This is a genomic window from Acinetobacter sp. P8-3-8 (assembly GCF_000214135.1).
In the GTDB taxonomy this organism is placed as follows: domain Bacteria; phylum Pseudomonadota; class Gammaproteobacteria; order Pseudomonadales; family Moraxellaceae; genus Acinetobacter.
Genome location: NZ_AFIE01000002.1, coordinates 64,326 through 81,646, shown reverse-complemented (window position 1 = coordinate 81,646; position 17,321 = coordinate 64,326). Strand labels below are relative to the sequence as shown.

Here is a 17,321-nt window from a genome sequence, read left to right as displayed (position 1 = left end):
TTCAAAATAATTTAAAAATCGTTCAATAGATCGTAGTCTGAAAATAGGCTACGATCTGAGATCAAGAATAAAAAACTCAGTATTTTGAATTGGATGATGTATCATTTCATATCTAAAATCTGACATCAGAGATGCGGATAATACCCTGTCTTGCTCACTTAACATTTGAAATAATTTCAAAAATTGACCGTGACTAAAAACCATTAAATTATTTTCAATAAAATTAGACTGTATTTCTAAAAGATGTTGTCTAAATGATTGAACACGCTGATAAAAACTACGAAAAGATTCTGCATCATTTTCATCTATATAATCTACATCTAAAGCCTTCCAATAGACATTTACCCACGGTTTACGTTCTTCCAATGTCGTATTTTGACAACGTGAATCTGACAAATATGAAAATTCCTCAATGGCAAATATTTCAGGCTCTAATTGATCACGATCCAGCAAAGGTTGTGCTGCTTGTTTGGTTCTTTTAAATGCAGAAATATACACGTGACTCGCACATGGCAACTGAGTTAGCAGTTTTCTTGCTTGTTCATGCCCTAAATCAGTCAGTTCAATACTTGCATGTGATGCAGTTCGTCCATTCACATTACCCACACTTTCTGCATGACGAATTAAATAAATAGCCATTAACTTAAACCTTTTATTGATGAATGAATTGATAGGACTAGATTATTTTAGATTTAAAACGAATGAATCGCCTTCTGATTTTTGCTATACGAATTACGAATAAGCGCCCCCTATCGTCAAAATGATGCAAATAAGTTCATTATTCACGTAAGCATACATATAACACAAAAATGTGATAGATTAGGCACACTAAAAAACTGACAACATATATTGTCAATATAAATCCTTACTTAACTGTCTTGGACAACTAAATAAGCTCGTTTTATGTAGGAATAACAATGAATAAAAAACGCTTTTATTACAGTATCTTTTTCATAATATGCATGTTAACACTCGGTTTAACAGCATGCTCACAGTTTAATGCACAAGGTACGACACAGCTTGCAGTTAATCTTGAACGTAAAGTTTCAGGATTAGAAAAAAAGCAGTTAACGCTGAACACTGGTGAACAGATTGTCTACTTAGAAGCAGGTGATCCAAAGCATGAAACCATTGTATTACTCCATGGTTTTGGTGCAAATAAAGATAATTTTACGCGCTTCTCACGTAAACTTTCAGACCAATACCACGTTATCCTGCCAGATAGCGTAGGATTCGGTGAATCTAGCCGTATTGATAATGCGCAGTATGATTCTGATGCTCAGGCAGTGAGATTACATCAATTCATTACACAATTAGGGATACAACAGATTCATTTGGGCGGTAGCTCTATGGGTGGGCATATTTCTCTTGCATTTGCAGCGAAATACCCTCAGCAAGTGAAAAGCTTGTTATTACTAGACAGTGGTGGCTTTTGGAGTGTTCCAAGAATGCCGATTTTTGCGAACTTTGGAACGGGTCAAAATCCTCTGATTATCGAAAATGAAGAAGATTATTTAAAGCTCTATCAAGTTGTGATGAGTAATCCCCCCTTTGTTCCTCAGTTTATGCTGAGAGAATTTGCGCAAGACAGTCTTAAAAATGCTGCTTTGGAACGCAAAATTTCAGCTCAATTGGTTACTGATTCAATTGAAGAACGTGCAAAAACGGTTAAAACACCCGCACTTGTCATTTGGGGTAAAGAGGATCAACTTTTAGATGTTAAAACCACGCAAACCATTAAAGCTTTGATGCCTCAAGCTCAAGTAATTATTATGGATGATACTGGGCATTTACCTATGCTTGAAGCACCTGCGAAAGTCGCTAAAGATTATTTATTATTCTTAAAAAAGTTGAATTCATGATTTTATGACATTATTTATAAACAACTACTTTATAAATAAGCATAATAAAAAAGACCTACCTTCTACTCTAGCTATATGATATGTAAAACGAACATTCATATAGCTATACAGAATTAGATAGGTCTTAATCAATATTGACTCAAACGGATTACGCCCTGAAAGGTTTAATCTGCTGAAATATCTTCAAACAATACTGATGATAAATAACGTTCACCTGCATCTGGAAGTACCACCACAATGGTTTTTCCTGCATTTTCAGGACGTGCAGCCAATTGAGATGCGGCAGCTAAAGCTGCACCACTTGAAATCCCCACGAAAATACCTTCTTGAATGGCACTTTGACGTGCGAAATCAATCGCTTCTTGGTTTCCAATGGCAATCACTTCATCCACTAAATCTAAATCTAGGTTTTTAGGAATAAAGTTTGCGCCAATCCCCTGAATTTTATGTGGCCCTGGCGTTAAGGTTTCACCACGTTTAGTTTGCCCAATGATTGGTGAATCCGCTGGTTCTACAGCAACAGAATAAATCGGTTGATTCTTCACATTTTCAAAGTAACTAGAAATACCTGAAATCGTTCCCCCCGTACCGACACCTGCAACCAAAATATCAACTTTACCATCTGTTGCTGCCCAAATTTCAGGGCCAGTGGTTGTTTCATGGATTTTTGGATTGGCTGGGTTTTCGAACTGTTGCGGTAAATAGTATTTTTCAGGTTGCTCTGTTGCTAAACGTACAGCTTCTTCAACAGCACCTTTCATACCTTTAGCAGGCTCAGTTAAAATTAAGTGAGCTCCTAAAGCTTTCAACACTTTACGGCGTTCAATACTCATGCTCGCAGGCATGGTCAAAGTAATATCATAGCCTTTTGCTGCTGCCACAAATGCCAATGCAATCCCCGTATTGCCACTGGTTGGCTCTACAATATGCATGCCTTTTTTAAGTAAACCTTTCGCTTCAGCATCTGCAATCAAGGCAGCACCGATACGGTCTTTTACTGAAAATGCAGGATTTCGGCTTTCTATTTTCGCTAAAACTGTCGCTCCACCTTGAATTAAACGGTTAATACGTACCAAAGGTGTATTACCGATTGCATCTGCGTTATTGCTATATACTGCGATGCCTAGATTTTCTGTTTGTGGGAAATTTGGATCTGTCGCCATAATCTGTCCTTGAATTTTAAGTAAGTGATATTGATCCTATCATATCGCTTTTTTATCGATATTAGATATTCTCTAAAAATATTTAGTTATACGAATTGTTTATTTTTACAAATCATAAACTTAGTTATATTATTCAACTATTTGACTGATTTGTCATCAAATCTGCTTGCACAACTGTATAAGAAATAAAGCATAATAAGCGCATTAAAAATATTTTGAGAATCACATGGCAACAAATGCTTATCAAAAATTTTATCGTCAATTCACTAAAAAAATTCTAGATAAAATTGTTTCCCCACAAATTTTGGGTGATACACAAGCACTTGAAAATACAGTAAATAGCGATTCATCGAATGCTTTTCCAATTTGCTATGTTATCCAAGATGATTCGACCTCAAATAAAGTCTTGATTGATAATGAGACCGAGAAAAGAAATTTAAGTCCTGCATTTGCACCTTTAAGCATGGGTGACTATCAAGAAGATGATTCTTTTCTGACGCTTGAAGCCAGTAAGTCTAATGCTTCGGCATATTATCCAGATAAATTAATTCGCCTAGTTGAATATCTACTTAAACACCCTGAAGCTGATGTTTTATTGGTTCCTGTGACGGTTCTATGGGGTCGCGCACCAGAGAATGAGGACAGTTGGTATAAAGCACTGATGGCAGATGCATGGACTAAGCCTACAGGAATTAAACAAGCAATTAATATCACGTTATATGGGCGTGAGAATTATATTGAATTTCATCAAGCCATATCTTTAAGAAGTTTAATCAATACTTCACTTGAAGTTGCACCAAACTTTGCTCCTGCACATTATGTTGTGACTGAATTAAATAAATCTTTTTATCAATATAAAGAAGCCATTTTAGGGCCCGATTTATCAGATCGTCGTAATGTGATTAACAAACTGATGACGACTGATGCCGTAAAACAAGCCATTTTGACTGAAAGTATCCATAAAAAAATCAGTGTTAATGCTGCTGAAAGTTTGGCACGAGGTTATTTAGATGAAATCGTTTCAGATTTTTCTTATTCCACCTTACGATTTGGTGAAATTGCATTAACCAAATTATGGACGCAACTCTATGATGGTATTGAGGTTCATCATTTTGATACCGTGCGTGAGCTTGCCAAAGATTATGAAATTGTATACACACCATGTCATCGTAGTCATATCGATTATTTATTATTGTCCTTTGTGATCTATAAGCGTGGTTTGATGGTGCCGCATATTGCCGCAGGGATTAATCTAAATATGCCTATCGTTGGGCAATTAATGCGTGGTGCAGGTGCTTATTTTATACGTCGTAGTTTTAACGGTAATGCGCTTTATACTTCTGTATTTAAAGAATATATTTATAGCTTACTCAGCCGAAATACACCTTTAGAATATTTTATTGAAGGCGGTCGTTCCCGTACTGGCTTATTGCTACCCGCGAAAAAAGGCATGCTTGCCATGACCATTCAGAGTCATTTACGTGGTCATAGTAAACCTATTGTCTTTATTCCAACTTATTTTGGTTATGAAAAATTGATGGAAGGTTCATCCTATATCAAGGAATTAGGCGGTCAGAAAAAACAAGCTGAATCACTTTTTGGTTTATTAAAATCAATTCAAAAAATTGAAAAAGTGTTTGGAATCGTTCATGTAAACTTTGGTGAACCTGTATTTTTAAATGATATTTTAAATAAAAATCAAGCACCGAAACATGTGGCCTTACAAGATGAACTACCTGAATCTGTAAAAACGTCAATTAATGATGTCGCAAATGAAATCCTTGAAAATATTAATAAAGCCGTTGTGATTAATCCTGTCAGTTTAGTTTCACTGGTTTTATTGAATGCGCCGACTCATGCGCTTTCAGAACGTGAAGTGCTATTACGCTTAGAGCAATTCCGTCATTTACTTCAACATCATCGTTATGATGATCGTATGAAAATTACAGCACTTTCCAATCATGAAATCATTCAATATGTGTTAAAACTTAAACAAATTGAATTTATTGAACATGATAATGAACGCTGGATCAAAGTTGCGGACACTCAAGCAGCACTACTCAAATATTTTAGTAATAATATTATTCATACCGTGATTTTGCCTGCGTTGATTGCCAGTTTATTGAAAAATCAGCTTGAACAATCAATCCTGACCATTGAAAAGCAACAATTATTCAATTTGATTGCTGAAAACTATGTGAATGTTCAAAAACAATTTTATTTAAAATGGGATGGTGTTGAGGTTCAAGCTGAAATTGATCAACTTTTAGAATACTTTGTTGCTGAATGTTTAATTTCGATTGAAAATCAAAATATTAACATTATTCAATCTGATGGTTCACTGAGCTTACTGACATCATTTGCACATTTATATGAGATGAATTTACCCAAAGAAGCCTAATGAAAGTGGTTTAAATACTTAAATACATCTGAGAATTTAAGCATCGAATAACTTGAAATAGATGAATACGATATAAAAAACCGAAGTAAAGCTCGGTTTTTTTATGCTTTAAAACCCATAAACCCATAATAATTTAAAATTTGAGTAAAACTTTTGCTCTGCTTTAAACCTGATTGCTGATATAAATCCAATAGATCGTCAGCACTGATCAAATGAAAATCATATTCTAAACGCTCAATCATGGCCTGACTTTGTTTTTCAGAAAGTCCTGTTTTTAAGGCGATGTTTTTTAATACTTTTAATTCATCCTGAGTAGATATTTGAGTTAGATCTACACTGATACAAAATCCATTCGGGTTTAAACTATCGGCAATATCCTGAAAAAAAGTTGCTTTATTTTCAACAGGAACAAAATGTGAAACGAGTATTGCAAGTGCTGCATCAAACTTTTCATGGCTTGAATTTAAAATTGCAGTATCCCCATGAATAAAGTTGACGCGATCTGATAATGCGCGTGTTTGAATATGGTTTTGTGCCTTTTCAAGCATATTTAATGCAGGATCAATTGCGGTAAATGTCCATTTTGGGAACTGTTCAAGTAAATATTGCAACTCAAAACCTGTTCCACAACCGACAATCAAAATATGTGCATATTCATTTAAATAACTTTCTAAGAGTGCATGAACTTGTAAGTGAATCAATTCATAACCTGGAATGAGTTTACGAATATGTTCATCATATCCATCAACAACCAGCGGATTGTTAAAATCTTTTGCCATGATTAATCCTGAGCATGACCATGTTTAACCCGAACCGCTTGTAAACAAAAATCAGCAATTTGTTTCACAAAATATTCTTTATAAGTTTGATCAAACATCTTTGTTTTGGCAATACTTAAAGGCTCAATCACTACAAATGTCATCGCGCCCACGACGCAAAGCGCTGTGGTATTCAAATCTTCAAAAATGAATTCTCCAGAATGTCGCCCTTCAGTCAGTATTTTGATAATACTCTCTTTAATCAATTGCTTACTTTGAAACCGTTCTAATTCAAATTTAGGATCGACAGGTTCAAAAAGTAAAGAATAGGATAAGCGAGGACTGTTCATTGCTCTTTTGACAAAGGTTGTGACGGCACGATGCAATTTTTCTATAGCCGTCTGATCAGTATGGGCAATATCATTCAAAATACTGACTTCAATATGAATCGCCGCATTTAATACTTCGATCAAAACTTGGTTTTTATTTTCAAAATAACGATAAACTAAACCACTAGAAATCCCTGCTCGATCTGCAATCGCTTGAATTTGTGCATCTTTAAATCCTCCGTGTGCAACTAATTCCCGTGCAGATTTTAAAATCATCTCACGATTTTGTTGCATCTTTTCTTCCATCACTGAGGATCTTTTATAATTCATAACGACGCACAATTCCTTTTGGAAAATAAATACTAAAGCACGATTCTACCTTGCTTTTTTATGAAAGTAATCAAACTTAAATGAATCATCTTGAATGACGAGTCACCTCGTCATCTATTCAAAAACATAACGTATTGAAAAATTATTTTGTCATTTAAAATTATTTTGTAATTTAAAAGGCTCTAGACAATCAGATTTTGATCTTCCTAATACTAATTCTTCAATTAGTGACGGTCATTAATAGTCATTAAAAACCCTTAACAACAATTAGTCTGGTTGAAAATTAATCATCACCGTTAAACCTTGAGGTTGGGTTTGTTCAAATTGAAGCTGAAAATGTTGTTGTTCTAACAAGATTTGACTCAAAGCCAAGCCTAGACCATAACCTTGCTGTAAAGAATCCTTACGCCAAAAACGTTTCGTTGCCAAACTCAATTCTTGCTGATCTAAGCCAATGCCAAAATCTTGGATATAAAGCTGTTGTCCCTTTTGAAAAATCTTAATTTTTTGTGGGTTTTGTTGATCCAAATTTTTCGAATGCTTCAAGCTATTTTCAATAATATTGCGTAGCACAATCATCATCGCTGTATATGACATATCAATTACAGTCAATGAATCTTCATCTAAATCAATTTGGCTATAAATTTCAGGATATTGCACTTGTAACTGCATCAGAACATCATCTAATAAAATTTTTAAATCCGTAGCTTCGATATATAAATTTTGTTGATGCTCTGTTTGGCTTAAAATCAGCAATTGTTCTAACAAATTTTGATAACGGAGAATGCTACTTTCCGCATCATTGAGAATGTGAATAATCTCAGTATTTTGACCGTTTTCCTGCTGTTGCGTTGCAATCATTTTACTCAGTTGTACATTGGTTTTAATCGCAGTTAATGGGCTTCTTAATTCATGCGCAGCATAGGCACTAAAGTTCTTTTCATTCTCTAAACTTTCTTTTAAACGAGTGACCAATTCAACCATATTTTCTATAAAAGGTTGAATTTCATTGGGAATACTTTCAACCTTAAGATTGGATAAAAATGCAAGTTCATGTGTCTCATTTCGTTGATGTTGATTGAGTGATTGTGTAACTTTCTCAATCGGCTTAAATTCAGCTTTGACAATCCATAAAATTAAAACAATACAGAGAATTAATGTCAAAATGAGTGGGTATAAAATAGATTTTAAAATCTCAGCTAATAATGAATTTCTGAGCGTAATTTTCTCAGCAGCAACCACTTGTAATTGATCTTTTTTTAATACAAAACTACGCCATTCAGTGCCATTTTGAATCCACGTACTAAAGCCCTCTGCACGATTCGCCAATCCATCAGGTGCGCCTTTGGTACGTGCAACAACGTGATGATTAATAATCACATCAGAACTAAAATAAGACACTTCACAAGCAATCAAATTTTGTTGGCTGAGTTCTGAAACCATCGGTTTAGCAGACTTCGCCAATTGTTCTGCTGGAATTTGACTGAGTAAACGTGACACCATATGCGCAGATGCAGATAATCGCTCGTCCAAGGTTTCTGTCATTTTCTTTTCTAAATTAAGATACAGCCAAGCAAAAGCCACAGCCCATACAAGAATAAAGGCACAGGTAATGCTGAGAACTAACCGCCATTTTAGACTGTAATTTTTCATCATCTAGACATCACAAACTAAGCACAAAAATGCAAGATATATCAACACAATATATCGACAAAACAATATATCGACAAAACAATCAAATCTCTTCAATAATTTATAAATCGATTATTTGGAACTAAAACCAAATAAATAGATGAATTCAAAGCCCTAACTTTCTAATTCAACTTGAAAGAGATAACCCACGCCTCGAATAGTTTGAATATATTGAGCACCTATTTTTTGTCTAAGGTGAAAAACATGTACATTCAAAGCATTACTTTCAATATTGTCTTGAAAACCATAAACTTTATCGATCAGCACTTCATTTTTCAGCACTTGATTTGGATGCATCATAAAAATTTCAAGTAAGGTGTATTCACGTCTAGATAAATTTAAAATTTGATCTTGTAAAAACACTTGCTGCGTCGCAGTATCTATTTTCAAAGCACCTTGTTTAATTTGATTAGATGCAAAACCACGATGACGCCTAGCCAATGCATGAATTCTGGCAATGAGTTCTGATAATTCAAAAGGTTTAGTGAGATAGTCATCTGCACCATAATTTAAAGCATCTACGCATTGTTGTGTTTTATTACGTGCCGTTAAAACAAGAACAGGCACTTGAATATGCTGATCACGCCAATTTTTCAGTAATATTAAACCATCTTCATCTGGTAAACCTAAATCCAGCAGACACAAATCAACCGCTGTATTTTTCACAAAATAATCTGCATCTTTAGCTGTCGTTACATGTTCAACTGAGAAATTCAGATGCTGTAAAGACAAGCAAATACTTTTTGCAATATATGGATCGTCTTCAACCAGTAAAATAAACATGCACGCTCCCAAAAACTCAGTACACTATTGTACAAAGAAAAACTCAGATTAATGTTCTCTTAATCTGAAATTATGGATAATGAATTTAAATGATAGAAAGACTTGGAATTATGAAGTTGCGAATGTTGTTGAATGCTATATGCATGACTGTATTGGCTTTTAATACAGTGAATACAGTTGCTTTAGCAAATACTGAATTTTTACCTCCAGATCAAGCCTTTCAGCTTTCTGCTGAATCTATTTCCGAAAATAAAGCACAACTCAAGTGGACAATTGCACCACATTATTATCTCTACCATGATCAGTTTAAGGTCAGTGTAAACAACAAAAGTATTCCATTGAACTTGCCTAAGGGCCATATAAAGGATGATCCTACCTTTGGTAAAACAGAAGTTCATTATGACCAAGTCACTACGCAAATTCAGGTAAAACCCAATTCAAAATATTTGGTGATGTATCAAGGATGTTCAGCGGATGGTCTATGTTATCCCTTGCAACGTAAAACAATCAGCACAGATGCAGATGGTTTATTTCCACAAAGTAATGCATCAACAAATACCGCGACGAAAAACTTACTGAGCAATAGCAATTCAGAATCATTGCTCACTCAATCGAGTGACAGTAAATCAAAAGATAAATTAAACAAGCAAAATTCAGATATAAAAACTGATTTGGCAACGAATCAGTCAAATCAAAACAAGAGTTTAGCTGAAAATAAGGCCGAGGATTCAGATCGTTCGATTAACAGTTCAGCAAGTGAAATTAATCCAAATCAAGCTCAGCTAAAAGAATCTACGGACTCAAGCACTGTCATTACAAGTTATACAAATTCTGAGCTTGTAACAGATCAAAATACAACTAATAACAGTACAACGTCATTACAATGGAATGATGATCAATCCTTTTTTAAACTCCTTTCTAAAGATTCACTGATCCTCAATCTCTTAGTCTTTTTTGGATTAGGTATTTTACTGGCCTTCTTACCTTGCTCTTTACCTCTAATTCCAATCCTCTCAGGTATTATTATCCAACGTGCCAAAGGCTATAAAGCGGTTGTTATTGCGCTCAGCTTTGTTGTGAGCATGGCTGTTGTCTATGCCATCATGGGTATTGTCGTTGCTGAAATTGGTTATAGTTTTCAACGCTGGTTCCAAAGTCCTTGGATTGTTTCATTATTTGCTGTCCTGTTTGTTGTTTTGGCGCTCAATTTATTTGGTTTATATCAACTCAATTTGCCACAAGCCATCAGCCAAAAACTGAGTAATCTACAAAATAATCAAAAAGCAGGCACTGTATATGGTGCAATTGCAATGGGAGCACTTTCTGCACTCATTGTAGGCCCATGTATGAGTGCGCCTTTGGCAGGAGCATTGTTATTCGTTTCACAATCTAAAAGTGCTTTTCTAGGTGGTTTATACTTATTTATCCTTGGTTTAGGTATAGGTTTACCACTATTTATTGCTAGTGTCTTTGGTTCAAAATTACTACCTAAACCGGGTAAATGGATGGATCGTATTAAAGTCAGTTTTGGCTTTGTTATGCTCATGGTCGCTTTGTATTTTATTCGTCCAATGCTTCCGTCTACACTATATTCTGCAATTTTCGCCCTCTTGTGTATTGCCCTTGCAATCTATCTGTTCAATGCTTTGCGTGATACTGAAAAAACAAGCAATAAAATTATTTTAATCTTTATTGCTTTAATCAGTTTAGTGGCAGCAATTTGGAATATTCAACAAAGTTATTCAGCTTATCAAATTCAGCATAGCCAAACGCAACATTTAACATGGCATAAAGTCACTACAGCAACTGAACTTGAAAATGCTTTAGTCAATGCAAAACAGTTAGGTCAGCCGATTATTATTGATGTCTATGCCGACTGGTGTGTGGCCTGCCAACCAATTGAAAAAGAAGTTTTTCCCCGTACAGATGTACAAGAGGCTTTAAAAGGTTTTACTTTAATTCAATTGGATTTAACCACTTATAACGAATCTCAGGACAGCATTCTCAAACAACGTGAAATTTTAGGGCCACCCACCATGTTGTTTTTAAATGAGAATGCTCAAGAAATTCGTGAATTACGCTTTACAGGAACATTCTCAGCAACACAACTGATTCAACAAGTTGCAAAAATTCATAAACCTACAACTCCGCTGTCATGATCACAGCACAAGCTATACACTTAGGTCCAATCATGCTGCCATGGGGATTGATGATTCTCATGGTCGCAATAGGTGTAGCCTTGCTGTTTGGACAATATAGTCCTTATGGTTATCGACGCTTTAAAGTCTGTGATTCACAATGGACTGTATTTAAAGACACCATATGGACTGCAATTTTAATTGGTCTGCTCTGCGCGCGTATCGGCTTTGTTCTATTGAATCTTGATGCCTATCTACAACATCCAATTGAAATCATTAAGATTCAAGATAAAGGCTTCAATTTTTATTTAGGGTTATTGGCTGCTTCTTTATGGATATTTTGGAAAAATCGTGCGATTAAAAGACGATTTCTGATCATTTTATTGAGTATTTTTACGACAATCACACTTTTAGGCACAGCCATTCACAAACAGGTACTTTTGCAATATCAACAATTTCCAAAGGTCAGTTTAACGAGTTTACAACAGCAAAAAGTTGAACTCGTTCAGTTTATAGGTAAGCCAACTGTGATTAACTTATGGGCAAGTTGGTGTCCACCATGCCGCCGTGAAATGCCTGTACTCGATCAAGCGCAAAAGACTTATCCGAATGTACAATTTGTCTTTATTAATCAATTTGAAGATGCAGCAACTGTTCATGCTTATTTACAACAGCACACCTTAAAGTTGCGCTGGGTTTTATTGGATCCTCATGGTAGTACAGCGCAAAAAACTGCAATGTATGGTTTACCCAGTACTTTGTTTTTCAATGCTCAAGGACAGTTGGTCGATTCACATATGGGAGAAATCACCCATGCTGCATTGGATCATTATGTTCAAAAAATTATTTCAGACTAGGAACAATCACATGAAAAAATTTAAAACTTTAGGTCTTTTTACCATTGGGGTGTTGGCAAATAGTGTTGCCTTTGCAGCAGAAACTGATCTGATAAAAAACAAACTTGAAAAAGAAGGCTATACTTTTGTTAAAAAAATTGAAGCACCTGAAGGTTTGATCGGTTGGACAGGATATAAGAATGAATATCCTTCGACTGTTTTTATTGCCAAAGATCAAAAATACTACTTGGTTGGTGACTTGTTTGATCAATCTGGTAAAAATTTGACTGAGCAAGCAATCAATACGCATGTTAAAAGTGCTGTACTTAATGAAATCTGGAAAAGTCTTGAAAAATCAACTTGGATTCAGGATGGAAAACCAGATGCTGAAAAAATTATCTATGTTTTTAATGATCCCAATTGCACTTATTGCCATACTTTTTGGAAGCAAGCACGTCCTTATGTAGACTCAGGTAAAGTTCAGTTACGTCATATTCTGGTGGGTATCATTAGACCATCAAGTAAACGTGAGGCTTCAATTATTTTGGACAATCCAAATCCTGCTGAATTTTTTAAGCAATACAATCTCTCTAATGGAAAATCTAAGCTTAAACAGACGCCGCCTATGGTTCCTTCTAAAGATTTATCAGACAAGTTGGACTTCAATGCAGAATTGATGAATAAATATGGTTTTTATGCAACACCTGCTTTAATTTGGAAAGATAGCAAAGGTGAAGTTCAAAGTCAGCAAGGTGTACCAAAGGATTTAAATAAATTATTAGCTGAATAAGGTTACCTGAGTTCGAGATAAGATATATTCCCAACTATCTGATACGCGGAAGCGTCAGTCGCATTGTTCGAGGCATGAGGAATATATTCCGCAAGATCTGTAATATACTGTTTTTGCGATACATTAGGTACTTGATAGTATCTGTCGAGTTGGCGACTCTTGCGCTGCTTTAATCACAGCTCAGGTTTTGCCCTTGCGTGGCAGTGCCACTCATCCCGAAAGCCTTGCGAGGTAGTACCTCTCAGGTCGAACCTGAATAAGATTGAAATATATTTCAAGCGAAGTGCAAGACGAAGTGGGTTAATCCTTGCATTTGACTTTTAAACGGTAAGACTCCGCTGTACCTGATCTATCTTTTCAATAACTTACATCAAAGCTTATCCAGAACTGATGTTAAGATTGTAATGTTCTAAACACACATTAAAAAACCCGCTAAAAGCGGGTTTGGAGCAAGATCAATTTATTGTTGATCATTAAAACACACACATATTTAGACCAGGGAAAATCAAATAATATAGCGCTGTTTCATGCATCTATTATTTATATTTCTTTGATTTTCATCTTGTCATTTTGCGCCAGTTTTATGTCATCTCACGACATCCAATAGAATAAAAATCATACTATTTAACCTTAACTGAGCAGAATACCTCGCTCGTCATTCCAGAAGCTTTCAGACTTTGCTTTTGACGATCTAAAAAGTTATTCGCAATGATAAACATCATATTTGCAGTATCAAGCTGAATATTCTCTTTAGAAATCAATGCTATATTTTGGTAAGCATCCAAACGTGAACAAAAGGCTTCTTTTTGTTGTTTGGCATCAGTCGTTGAATTTGGTTCGTCTAAAACCAGTTTTGTTGCATTCACTTGATCCGTATATTCTTGAATTTTCTTGTTATATTCATCTTGTGTCAGTTTCTGTGTCATTTGATCCGCATAGCTATATGCAGATCCAAATATCACCAATATTGCCAATAATGCTTTCTTCATATGATTCACATCACAAGTTAATGATTTGTTTTAGCAAGTTAAATGCTACAAAAGATCAGCTTTCCAAACGTCTTCATATTCGTCAGCGTCGATCATAAATCTAAAACCTTCTTCCAATGACAGGTATGGAATCGCGTCTGGAAAAATCTCTTCAAGTTCTTTTACACTCACTACATCAAAAAAATCTTCACCTTCCTCTAATTCACCACCATAAATAAACCACGACACATTTTCAGCATCAGGTTTTTTACGAATCCCGACGATCGGTTCTTTATTTAAAGTATGCTTAGCAATTGCCACTAAATCTGTTTCATTCACTTTGATATATTTAGAATCAAACTCTTCACAGACTAATTTCTGTTCTTCAACAAAATCTTGCAACATACCATTTTCCCAATCTTTTGGATTTTCAGTGATTGTAAGCCGACATCTTTATAATCACAATCAATTCAATAAAGAATCTTTGAAGAATCAAATTATTTTGTTAAACTTGATTTTGTTTCAAATTCAAAAATAGATTTAAATTCGGTTCTCTTAGCTGTTGAAGTGAGTTTATAAGCAATCTTTTGCTCAAAATATTTGTTGTAATCGTCACTCTATTTCCACCTTACACACAGTAGATATAACGCTATACTCATTCAATCATGGAAAGAATCATTAAAACTGGAGATAAAATAATCATGCACGACTTATTCAAAATTTTATAGATAAATGAATTAAATTCGATATTTTCAACCATTCAACAAATATAAGTTTATTACAAATTACAGAGTTATTTATGATTGAGTCACTAAGAGGTTTAGCCTTACAGCATCAAGGACTTATGAGTTCACCTTCTTTTGGGAAAGGTCTGTCTGCAACGCATCAAGCCATTGAGCATTTAGGTTATGTGCAAATCGATACGATCTCTGTGGTTGAACGTGCACACCACCATATTTTATGGAGTCGTGTTCCAGATTACGATCAAAGTCACCTCAATCAATTGGTTCAACAAAAACAAATTTTTGAATATTGGTATCACGCAGCCTCTTATTTACCCATTCAAGATTATCGCTATGCGCTTCCTCGCATGGAAAAAGTCCGTGATGGTATCCATCGATATTTTAATAGAGGTGATCAACGCTTAATGAATGAAATCCTCATTCGTGCTAAAGCTGAAGGAAAAATTCGCCTACGTGATATTGATAAAGAAAATAAAGCCAATACAGGTGGTTGGTGGAATATGAGTCTTGCCCGTCGTTCCATTGAGCAGCTTTTCATGCAAGGTGATTTGATGATCAGTGAACGTATAGGTATGGAAAAAGTCTATAGCCTTACAGAATCATGCCTACCCTCTGGTCTTGATTTAAGCAAACCTTCATTGGATGAATATGCATTATATCTATTGAATACCACATTTCGAGCACATGGCGTATTTACATTAAAACAATTACTGCATTTGAAAACGGGTAAAGATATTCGTGACGCAATGCAAAACGTTTTAAATCAGTAAATTGAAGAAGGTTTGATTACAACGATCAAGGATGTAGATGGACAACTTTATTATGTGAATAGTGCTTCACTCAATCAAACTATTTCGATTGAACCAAAAGTAAAAATCTTGTCACCTTTTGATAATCTCGTAATTCACCGTGACCGCCTTAATTCTCTATTCAAATTTGATTATCGCATTGAATGTTACGTGACTGAATCTAAACGTATTTATGGGTATTTTTGTCTACCTATTTTATATGGTGATCAACTGGTTGGTCGTATTGATTGTAAAGCACATCGTGCCAAGAAGGTCTTCGAAATTTTAAGTCTACATTTGGAAAATAACATAGCGGATCGAGAGCACTTTTTTACTGAATTAAAAACTGAAATACAAAAATTTTCTGCATTTAATCAATGCCCAATATTGCATGAGAATACACTCAGTATCTTAAATAAGTCATAAAAAAACCGACTGGATTCAGTCGGTTTTTGATGAATAATAGAATTAACGAACAATACCTCGTTTAGATTCTACTATCGAATCTATCAACAACTGTACTTCTTCAACTTCAGGAAGAATATCTTGACGAATTTTTTCAATCGCTTGTTCAGTCGTTAAATTCTCTTTATAGATCAATTTAAACGACTCTCTTAAGCCTTGAATCACTTTCTTAGACCAGCCTTTACGACGCATGCCTTCAACATTCATTCCATAAGCATGTGCAGGATTTCCAGATACCATCACATAGGCAGGAACATCTTTAAGGATCAGTGAAGCGCCACCAATCATGCTGTATGAATCAACTTTACAAAATTGATGAATACCTGAGTTACCACCGACGATTACAAAATCACCAATATGCACATGACCCGCGATACCCACATTATTTGCAAAAATATTGTTATCACCAATCACACAATCGTGTGCAATATGCGTATTGACCATCAGTAAGTTATTACTACCAACCTTGGTCAGACTTCGATCTTGAACTGTACCACGATGCAAACTGCAATGTTCACGGATTTTATTGTTGTCACCAACTTCTAACCAAGTTTCTTCACCTTGATATTTCAAGTCTTGACAAACTTCACCGACACTGGCGAATTGAAAAATTTCGTTGTTTTGACCAATACGTGTAAATCCACCAATCACAACATGAGAATGGAGTTTGGTGCCTGCTCCAATAGTCACTTGTGGCCCAATAATTGAATATGGACCAATTTGAACATCTGGTGCTATCACTGCAGATGCGTCAATAATAGCGGTTGGGTGTATTAGATCGTTATTGCTCATGCCTGCTCTAATTTCTGATGAGAAATGATAATTTCAGCGGTTGCTGCCACCATGCCGTCAACGCTAGCAGTACATAAATATTTGTAAATGCCACGTTTTTGCATAAGTAATTCAGATTTTAGCACGAGTTGATCACCAGGAACGACTTGTTTTTTAAAACGCACCTTTTCAGCGCCAGCAAACAAAAACAAAGAACCCGGTCTAGGCTTTTCATTATTCATAATGAAACCTAACACACCTGAAACTTGTGCCATCGCTTCAACGATCAAAACACCAGGCATAATAGGATAACCAGGGAAATGTCCCTGCATAAACTCTTCATTAATTGAAACGTTTTTATACCCAACAATACCGTTCTCTGTAACTTCAGTTACACGATCAACAAGCAAGAACGGATAACGATGTGGTAAATACTCACGAATCGTTTGAGTTTGCATAGGTAATTCAGGAACCGTAAAAGGTAGAGATGTAGACTCAGTCATA

The 17,321-nt window shown here is 35.3% G+C and carries 15 protein-coding genes and 1 pseudogene; 6 read left to right on the top strand and 10 right to left on the bottom strand.

Annotated elements, in window-relative coordinates; translation table 11 throughout:
* Positions 1–48: 48 nt before the first annotated feature.
* Positions 49–639: a histidine phosphatase family protein gene (locus GGG_RS0101515; RefSeq protein ID WP_010111490.1), complete on the bottom strand. Its 591-nt coding sequence runs from the start codon at positions 637–639 to the stop codon at positions 49–51.
* Positions 640–917: 278 nt separating this feature from the next.
* Between GGG_RS0101515 and GGG_RS0101510 the strand changes: the two genes are divergently transcribed.
* Positions 918–1,862 (top strand): alpha/beta fold hydrolase, encoded by a 945-nt coding sequence (locus GGG_RS0101510; protein WP_029574390.1) that lies wholly within the window; start codon positions 918–920, stop codon positions 1,860–1,862.
* Positions 1,863–2,026: 164 nt separating this feature from the next.
* On the opposite strand, the gene cysK is transcribed toward GGG_RS0101510, so the two are convergent.
* On the bottom strand, positions 2,027–3,025 hold the full coding sequence (gene cysK / locus GGG_RS0101505) for a cysteine synthase A (RefSeq protein ID WP_010111487.1): 999 nt from the start codon (positions 3,023–3,025) through the stop codon (positions 2,027–2,029).
* Positions 3,026–3,251: 226 nt separating this feature from the next.
* Here cysK and plsB point away from each other — a divergent pair, with 226 nt between their 5' ends.
* Positions 3,252–5,426: a glycerol-3-phosphate 1-O-acyltransferase PlsB gene (plsB, locus tag GGG_RS0101500; protein WP_010111486.1), complete on the top strand. Its 2,175-nt coding sequence runs from the start codon at positions 3,252–3,254 to the stop codon at positions 5,424–5,426.
* Between the two features lie 101 nt (positions 5,427–5,527).
* Here the strand turns inward: plsB and GGG_RS0101495 are convergent, their stop codons facing one another.
* The 4 genes from GGG_RS0101495 to GGG_RS0101480 form a co-directional block, all read right to left on the bottom strand.
* Positions 5,528–6,205: a class I SAM-dependent methyltransferase gene (locus GGG_RS0101495; protein ID WP_010111485.1), complete on the bottom strand. Its 678-nt coding sequence runs from the start codon at positions 6,203–6,205 to the stop codon at positions 5,528–5,530.
* Between the two features lie 2 nt (positions 6,206–6,207).
* Positions 6,208–6,843, bottom strand: coding sequence for a TetR/AcrR family transcriptional regulator (locus tag GGG_RS0101490; RefSeq protein WP_029574389.1), 636 nt, complete (start codon positions 6,841–6,843; stop codon positions 6,208–6,210).
* A gap of 267 nt (positions 6,844–7,110) precedes the next feature.
* Entirely contained in the window at positions 7,111–8,499 is a 1,389-nt protein-coding gene (locus GGG_RS0101485) for a sensor histidine kinase KdpD (protein WP_010111483.1), read from the bottom strand.
* Positions 8,500–8,649: 150 nt separating this feature from the next.
* Positions 8,650–9,318 carry a response regulator gene (locus tag GGG_RS0101480; protein WP_010111481.1) on the bottom strand — a complete coding sequence of 223 codons (669 nt, stop codon included), beginning with the start codon at positions 9,316–9,318 and terminating at the stop codon, positions 8,650–8,652.
* 89 nt (positions 9,319–9,407) lie between these two features.
* On the opposite strand from GGG_RS0101480, the gene dsbD reads away from it, so the two are divergent.
* From dsbD to dsbG, 3 genes are read left to right on the top strand one after another with little or no spacing between them, the layout of a single operon-like run.
* Positions 9,408–11,477 carry a protein-disulfide reductase DsbD gene (dsbD, locus tag GGG_RS0101475; protein ID WP_029574387.1) on the top strand — a complete coding sequence of 690 codons (2,070 nt, stop codon included), beginning with the start codon at positions 9,408–9,410 and terminating at the stop codon, positions 11,475–11,477.
* Positions 11,474–12,313: a TlpA disulfide reductase family protein gene (locus GGG_RS0101470; protein WP_010111479.1), complete on the top strand. Its 840-nt coding sequence runs from the start codon at positions 11,474–11,476 to the stop codon at positions 12,311–12,313. Before dsbD ends, GGG_RS0101470 begins: the two co-directional genes overlap by 4 nt.
* 10 nt (positions 12,314–12,323) lie before the next feature.
* Positions 12,324–13,082: a thiol:disulfide interchange protein DsbG gene (gene dsbG / locus GGG_RS0101465; RefSeq protein ID WP_010111478.1), complete on the top strand. Its 759-nt coding sequence runs from the start codon at positions 12,324–12,326 to the stop codon at positions 13,080–13,082.
* A gap of 620 nt (positions 13,083–13,702) precedes the next feature.
* Here the strand turns inward: dsbG and GGG_RS0101460 are convergent.
* The gene (locus tag GGG_RS0101460) at positions 13,703–14,071 is read right to left on the bottom strand and encodes a hypothetical protein (RefSeq protein WP_010111477.1); all 369 of its coding nucleotides are present in this window, start codon (positions 14,069–14,071) and stop codon (positions 13,703–13,705) included.
* Between the two features lie 45 nt (positions 14,072–14,116).
* Positions 14,117–14,455 (bottom strand): hypothetical protein, encoded by a 339-nt coding sequence (locus GGG_RS0101455; RefSeq protein WP_010111475.1) that lies wholly within the window; start codon positions 14,453–14,455, stop codon positions 14,117–14,119.
* A gap of 394 nt (positions 14,456–14,849) precedes the next feature.
* On the opposite strand from GGG_RS0101455, the pseudogene GGG_RS19375 reads away from it, so the two are divergent.
* Positions 14,850–16,007 (top strand): annotated as a pseudogene (locus GGG_RS19375) (winged helix-turn-helix domain-containing protein).
* Positions 16,008–16,049: 42 nt separating this feature from the next.
* Here GGG_RS19375 and lpxA read toward each other — a convergent pair.
* Complete coding sequence (lpxA, locus tag GGG_RS0101445; protein ID WP_010111474.1) at positions 16,050–16,838, bottom strand: acyl-ACP--UDP-N-acetylglucosamine O-acyltransferase; 789 nt, start codon at positions 16,836–16,838, stop codon at positions 16,050–16,052.
* Entirely contained in the window at positions 16,835–17,320 is a 486-nt protein-coding gene (gene fabZ / locus GGG_RS0101440; protein WP_010111473.1) for a 3-hydroxyacyl-ACP dehydratase FabZ, read from the bottom strand. Before fabZ ends, lpxA begins: the two co-directional genes overlap by 4 nt.
* Position 17,321: the final 1 nt, after the last annotated feature.

Excerpts from the sequence above, each read along its gene's own strand:
- dsbG (WP_010111478.1), top strand. The coding sequence starts at position 12,324 with ATGAAAAAATTTAAAACTTTAGGTCTTTTTACCATTGGGGTGTTGGCA.
- plsB (WP_010111486.1), top strand. The coding sequence starts at position 3,252 with ATGGCAACAAATGCTTATCAAAAATTTTATCGTCAATTCACTAAAAAA.
- GGG_RS0101460 (WP_010111477.1), bottom strand. The coding sequence starts at position 14,071 with ATGAAGAAAGCATTATTGGCAATATTGGTGATATTTGGATCTGCATAT.
- lpxA (WP_010111474.1), bottom strand. The coding sequence starts at position 16,838 with ATGAGCAATAACGATCTAATACACCCAACCGCTATTATTGACGCATCT.
- GGG_RS0101455 (WP_010111475.1), bottom strand. The coding sequence starts at position 14,455 with ATGTTGCAAGATTTTGTTGAAGAACAGAAATTAGTCTGTGAAGAGTTT.
- dsbD (WP_029574387.1), top strand. The coding sequence starts at position 9,408 with ATGATAGAAAGACTTGGAATTATGAAGTTGCGAATGTTGTTGAATGCT.
- GGG_RS0101490 (WP_029574389.1), bottom strand. The coding sequence starts at position 6,843 with ATGAATTATAAAAGATCCTCAGTGATGGAAGAAAAGATGCAACAAAAT.
- cysK (WP_010111487.1), bottom strand. The coding sequence starts at position 3,025 with ATGGCGACAGATCCAAATTTCCCACAAACAGAAAATCTAGGCATCGCA.
- fabZ (WP_010111473.1), bottom strand. The coding sequence starts at position 17,320 with ATGACTGAGTCTACATCTCTACCTTTTACGGTTCCTGAATTACCTATG.
- GGG_RS0101515 (WP_010111490.1), bottom strand. The coding sequence starts at position 639 with ATGGCTATTTATTTAATTCGTCATGCAGAAAGTGTGGGTAATGTGAAT.
- GGG_RS0101510 (WP_029574390.1), top strand. The coding sequence starts at position 918 with ATGAATAAAAAACGCTTTTATTACAGTATCTTTTTCATAATATGCATG.
- GGG_RS0101495 (WP_010111485.1), bottom strand. The coding sequence starts at position 6,205 with ATGGCAAAAGATTTTAACAATCCGCTGGTTGTTGATGGATATGATGAA.
- GGG_RS0101485 (WP_010111483.1), bottom strand. The coding sequence starts at position 8,499 with ATGATGAAAAATTACAGTCTAAAATGGCGGTTAGTTCTCAGCATTACC.
- GGG_RS0101480 (WP_010111481.1), bottom strand. The coding sequence starts at position 9,318 with ATGTTTATTTTACTGGTTGAAGACGATCCATATATTGCAAAAAGTATT.
- GGG_RS0101470 (WP_010111479.1), top strand. The coding sequence starts at position 11,474 with ATGATCACAGCACAAGCTATACACTTAGGTCCAATCATGCTGCCATGG.